Source organism: Bacillus sp. GMs2/2, from assembly GCF_050172095.1.
GTDB lineage: Bacteria > Bacillota > Bacilli > Bacillales > Bacillaceae_G > Bacillus_A > Bacillus_A cereus.
The window spans coordinates 1-1095 of the sequence record NZ_JBNLYE010000736.1; the positions used below are offsets into that span (position 1 = coordinate 1).

A 1095-nucleotide genomic window follows, 5' to 3' on the forward strand; every position below is an offset into this window, starting at 1 on the left:
CCTATCATTCATACATAACAAAATAAAAGGCGTTCTCAAAATTAACATCTTGAGAACGCCTTTTATTTCTAATCCTTTTGATAATGTAACAATTCTTTTGCTGTATGCTGATCGATAATTAATACATTTGCATACCCGCCACGTAACGCACCATCAATTGCTTTGATTTTTCTATTACCACCTGCAACTAAAATAGAACGTTTCTTTAATTTCAGTTCTTCTAACTCAATTCCAATGGTCCGCTTATTAATTTCTTCACTACTAATATTTCCGTCCCCATCAAAGAATCGTGAACAAATGTCACCAACCGATTGTTTTTTGAGTAAACTCGTTTCACCCTTATCGAAATAACCTAATCGGAATAATAGCGCTTCGTCTCGCACTGTTCCTACAGTGAAAATTGCAATATTCGCTTGCTTCCCCATTTCGATAATATGATGAATATGTCGATCCTGCTCTACTAATTCTTTTGTCACTGCATTATCAAATATAACTGGAAGAGGTAGATTTCTTGGCGTCGTTTGAAAAGCATCTGCAAATAAAGCTATCGTTTCATTCGCATATGTATTTACACTTGAATGACTAATACCACCTTTTAGCTGGACAACCTCTACCCCTTTTACATGTTGCGGTACGATTTTTCTAGCGATTTCATACATAGTCATTCCCCAGCTTACACCAACAATATCACCGTTTTTAACTGTCTTTTCCATATACTCAGCAGCATATTTACTTATATACTCTGTAATCGTTGCATATTCCGGTACTGGAGAAAATACAACATGTGCCTCTAACAAGTTGTATTTTTCTTTCAGTAAATTCCCAACGTTATCTAAATCCGCAAATGGATCAGCGATGCTAATTTGAACAAACCCTTTTTCTTTCGCATACTTTAACAATCTAGAAATTGTTGGTCTTGAAATATTTAATTTGTTAGCAATTTCTTGCTGACTATAATCTGATTGATAATATAATCTTGCAACTTCAACGCTTAATTGTTGTTTATCTTTTTCCATAGTAACTCATTACAAATCCCTTCCTGTATTTCCCTTTCGTTACAAGCATTATACAGCTTTATGCAAAAAAATTCGACTA

Annotated in this window: 1 protein-coding gene; it reads right to left on the reverse strand. The window is 34.3% G+C overall.

The features are described from left to right. Positions 1 to 68 precede the first annotated feature (68 nt). Complete coding sequence (locus ACQGS6_RS29150) at positions 69 to 1016, reverse strand: sugar-binding transcriptional regulator (protein WP_000409785.1); 948 nt, start codon at positions 1014 to 1016, stop codon at positions 69 to 71. Between the last annotated feature and the right edge of the window lie 79 nt (positions 1017 to 1095).